At 70.7% G+C, this 4,197-nt stretch carries 4 protein-coding genes; 1 reads left to right on the top strand and 3 read right to left on the bottom strand.

Annotated features, from left to right (window positions below):
• The coding region (locus JNL41_RS22020) for a sigma-70 family RNA polymerase sigma factor (protein WP_293478431.1) at nt 1-406 on the top strand (406 nt) is incomplete at its 5' end.
• A 116-nt stretch (nt 407-522) separates the two neighbouring features.
• Here JNL41_RS22020 and JNL41_RS22015 read toward each other — a convergent pair.
• The 3 genes from JNL41_RS22015 to ligD all read right to left on the bottom strand — a co-directional run.
• The gene (locus tag JNL41_RS22015; protein WP_293478430.1) at nt 523-1,581 is read right to left on the bottom strand and encodes a tetratricopeptide repeat protein; all 1,059 of its coding nucleotides are present in this window, start codon (nt 1,579-1,581) and stop codon (nt 523-525) included.
• A 10-nt stretch (nt 1,582-1,591) separates the two neighbouring features.
• On the bottom strand, nt 1,592-2,518 hold the full coding sequence (locus JNL41_RS22010; protein WP_293478429.1) for a Ku protein: 927 nt from the start codon (nt 2,516-2,518) through the stop codon (nt 1,592-1,594).
• Nucleotides 2,519-2,526: 8 nt separating this feature from the next.
• The coding region (gene ligD, locus JNL41_RS22005; protein WP_293478428.1) for a DNA ligase D at nt 2,527-4,197 on the bottom strand (1,671 nt) is incomplete at its 5' end.

Raw genomic sequence — 4,197 nt, 5'->3', positions numbered from 1 at the left:
CGCCACCAAGCTGGGCGTGCTGGACGAGGAGGTCGTGTCGATGAACCGTCGCCTGAGCGGCGGGGACGCCAGCCTGAACGCCCCCCTGCGTTCGGACGGCGAGAGCGAGTGGCAGGACTGGCTGGTCGACAACGACACGCCGTCCCAGGAGTCGGTGGTCGCCGACAGCCAGGAGATGAACGTCCGCATGAGCCTGCTCGAGGCGGCGATGGTGGAGCTCACCGACCGTGAGCGCCACATCCTGACCGAACGGCGCCTGAAGGACGAGCCGACGACGCTGGAGGAACTGGCCGGCGAGTACGGCGTGAGCCGCGAGCGCGTCCGCCAGATCGAGGTCCGCGCGTTCGAGAAGCTGCAGAAGAACATGCGCGCCGCCGCGGCGGAGCGGAACCTGATCGACGCCTAGACCAGGCGCCGACCTGCCGAAAGCCTGGCGGCCGGTCCCGGAAGGGGCCGGCCGCTTTGCTGTGGGCCGCTTTTGCTGTGGGCGGGCCCTCCGATGGGCCCGGGCCGGCGCGGCCGTCAGGCCACGCCCGAGCAGTAGAGGATGGCGCGGCGTGCGGTGCGGGCCCAGTCCTCGGGCGGGTCCAGGGTCAGGTAGCGCCGGTAGAGCGCCGCGGCGTCGGCGAGCGCGCCCGCCTTCATGCGCAGTTGCGCGAGGTTGAACACCGCATCGGAGTAGCGCGGGTCGGCGTCGAGCACGCGGACCAGCTCGTCGGAGGCGGCGTCGGCGCGGCCCTCGGCGTCGAGGGCCTGGGCGAGGTTGTAGCGCGCCTCGAGCAGCTTCGGATCGCGGGCCAGCGCGCGCTGGTAAGCCAGGCGGGCCTGGTCGAAGGCGCCCTGGGCCAGGCGGATGTTGCCGTGGTTGTAGGGGGCGATGGCGTCCCTGCGGTCGGCCCGGGCGCACAGGTCGTAGAGGTGCGCGGCGGCTTCGAGGTCGCCCTCGGCCTCGGCGACGGCGGCGGCTTCGAACAGGTCGTCGACCGTGGCGTGGGCCTCGTCGAAGGCGAGCTGGCCCTGGCCTTCCAGGGTGGTGACCCCGTCGGCCCACTTCAGCGCCGCGTCGCCGGCGGGGGTCAGCACGATGCGGTAGCGGCCGACCGGCGCGAGGTCGCGCGCGCGGGCCAGGATGCGGACCGCCTCGCCCAGCGTCCGGCCATGCGCCATCAGGTCGGCGGCGGTGCGCAGCGTCGGCGCGTCGCCGAACCGGACGAGGTCGCCGTCGAGGAGGATCAGGTCGAAGGCCGCCAGGACCTCCGCGTCGTCGGGCGTGAGCGCCGTGCCGCCCAGCGCGGTGGCGAGCGGCACGCTCGCCGGCTTCGGCTGCTCCTCCCCGGCGAGCGCCGCGGCGAACGTGCGCTCGCCCCGCACGGGCACGCCGCGCTCGCGGGCGGCATGGATCCGGTCCGCAAGCGCGCCGCTGTCGATGAGCGCGGTGGCGAGCGCGCCCACCACCAGAATGTCGGACCGGCGAGTCAGGTCGCGGGCGACGGCGCCGCCCAGGCGCCCGATCGCGGCCTCCAGCCGCTCGCGTTCGCCCGCCCGGAACCGGCCGTAGAGGGCGATGGCACGGTCACGCACGTCCATCGGATCAGGAGGCGGCGGGCGCCTTCTTCTTGGTGGCGACCTTCGGCTTGGCCACGTCGGCGACGTCCGCCGCGGTCTTCCTGGCCTCGCCCTTCTTGCCCTTGGCAAGGCCGCCCTTGGCAAGACTGCCCTTTGCAAGGCTGGGCGCCGGCGGGCGGCGCTCTTCCTCGATGGAGCGGCGGAGCGCGTCCATGAGGTTCACCACGTTGCCGCGCTCGGGCGCCTTGGTGATCACCGGCTGGCCGCCCGAAATCTTCGACTTCACCAGCGCGAGCAGGGCCTCCTCGTAGCGGTCCTCGAACCGGTCGGGATGGAACTCCATCGGCTTGCTGGCGATGATCTGGCCGGCCATGGCCAGCATGTCGGGCGAGTACTTGGCCTTCAGCGGCTCCAGCGCCGTCGACGGCTCGCGGATCTCCTTGGCCGGCCGCAGCGTGGTCAGGCGGAAGCCGTCCTCGATCGGGTCGATGGTCACCTGCCGCTCGCGGCCCGCGAGCACGATGCGGGCGATCGCCACCTTCCCGGCCTTGCGCATGGCGTCGAGGATGACGGCGAAGGTCTCCTCCGCGATCGGGCCGTCTGGGGCCAGGTAGTAGGTGTTGTCGTGGTAGATGGGGTCGATGTCGGCGGCGTCGACGAAGCCGTCGATGTCGATGGTCTTGGAGGACTCGATCTCGATCTCGTCCAGCTCCTCGGCCGTGACGACGACGTACTTGTCCTTCTCGAACTGGTAGCCCTTCACCAGGTCGGCGCGGTCGATCTCGCCCAGTTCGGGATCGTGGTACTTCTGCTGGACGCGGTTCAGCGTGTCCTTGTGCAGGAGGTTGAAGCTGATCTTGCCCGCGGCGGCCGACGTGGCCGGAAAGAGCTTCACCGGGCACGAGACCAGCGACAGCTTGAGATAACCCTTCCAACTCGCCCGGCCGGCCATGTGGAACCCTACCTCTTCATCCCGACGTCACGCCGCATCTTCAGCGTAAGTTCTGAACTACTCGACAATAAACCATCCCAAGGATCGACGGCCAAGGTCTCCAGCCGCTTCACCACCGAAAGACGGTCGAAGGTGTGTCCTCCCGACAACTTGCGCGCCTCCTCCCAGGCGATGGGGGTCGCCACCGGGAATCCGGGCCGCGCACGCAGCGAGTAGGAGGCAACGGCCGAAGCGCCGCGGGCGTTGCGGATGTAGTCGATGAAGATCTTGCCCTTGCGCCGATCCTTCCCCGGCATGGCGGTGAAGAGGCCGGGCGTGTCGCCGGCCACGGCGCGCGCGACGGCCTCGGCGAACCCCTTCATCGTCGGCCAGTCGTGCTTGCCGGGCTTCAGGGCCACGACCAGGTGCAGGCCCTTGCCGCCGGTCGTGCGCAGGAAGGGCGTGAGGCCCAGCGCCTGCAACCGCTCGCGCAGGATCTCCGCGCCGTCGCAGACCCGGGACCACGGCAGGCTCTCGTCGGGGTCGAGGTCGAAGACCATGCGGTCGGGGTGTTCCGGGTCGCCGATGTGGCAGCCCCAGAGGTGGAACTCCACGGCGCCGAACTGGGTGAGGCCGAGGTAGCCCCTGGGCTCGGTGACGGCGATGAAGGCCGCGCGGCCCTCCTCGTCGGAGAGCTCGACGGTCTCCAGGCCCGGCGGCAGGCCGTTGAAGGCGTGGCGCTGGTAGAACAGCTCCTTCAGGTCGCCGGACGGGCAGCGGATCACCGTGACCGGACGCTCCAGCACCTCGGGCAGCAGCCAGTCGCCGACGCGGGCGTAATAGAGGGCCACGTCCAGCTTGGTGACGCCGGTCCCGGCGCCGTCCTTCGTGAACTCGCGCTGCGGGTTGGTCAGGTGGATGGCGGCGAGGTCGCGGTCGCTGACGAGACGGGGCTTGACGGCCTTGGCCACGGGCTTGGGCTTCCAGGGCGCGATGGACATCAGCGTCGGCGCCCGCGGCGCGCCGGTCCGCGAGCGGCTGCGGTAGCCGATCTCCACCTTCAACGTCGGTTCGACCCATTTGGCGCCGGGCGTGGGCGGGACGGCGATCGCGGGCTTGCCGACGACGTGCGGCTCCAGCGCGCGGTAGATCTCGCGCGCCAGGTCCTCGCCGATACCCGAGCCGACGCGACAGGCGTATTCGAGCTCGCCGTTGCGCTCCTCGGCCAGCACGAGCGACGAGGCGTTCTTCGGCATGTTCTGGAGGAAGCCCACGACGACGAACGCGTCGATCTCGACGCGCTTCACCTTCAGCCAGTTGGGACTGCGGGCCTGGACGTAGCGGCTGTCGGCCTTCTTCGAGACGATGCCCTCGATGCCCATGCGGCTGGCCTGGGCGAACAGCGCGTCGCCCTCCCCGTCGAAGTGGTCCGAGACCTGGACCTGCGAGCGGCCGTCGATCAGCGGCGCCAGCAGGCCGTCCAGCGCCCGTTTGCGGTCGGAAAGCCTGCAACCGGTCAGGTCGAAGCCGTCGAGGTGGACGAGGTCGAACGCGAAGTAGGTCATCGCGTGGCTGTCGTTTTCGCTGAGCGCGTGCTCCAGCAGGTCCAGCTTCGCGACGCCGCGGCTGTCCTGCACGACGATCTCCCCGTCGATCAGGGCGGTCTTGCAGGGCAGCTTCCGAAGCGCCTTCTCGACCGC

It is taken from the genome of Phenylobacterium sp. (assembly GCF_016793285.1).
Lineage (GTDB): Bacteria > Pseudomonadota > Alphaproteobacteria > Caulobacterales > Caulobacteraceae > Phenylobacterium.
The sequence above is the reverse complement of the archived record's forward strand: the minus strand, read 5'-3'. Positions and strand labels throughout refer to the sequence as shown.

What these genes read in the sequence shown, in the direction of transcription:
- JNL41_RS22010 (WP_293478429.1), bottom strand. Translation starts at nt 2,518, where the DNA reads ATGGCCGGCCGGGCGAGTTGGAAGGGTTATCTCAAGCTGTCGCTGGTC.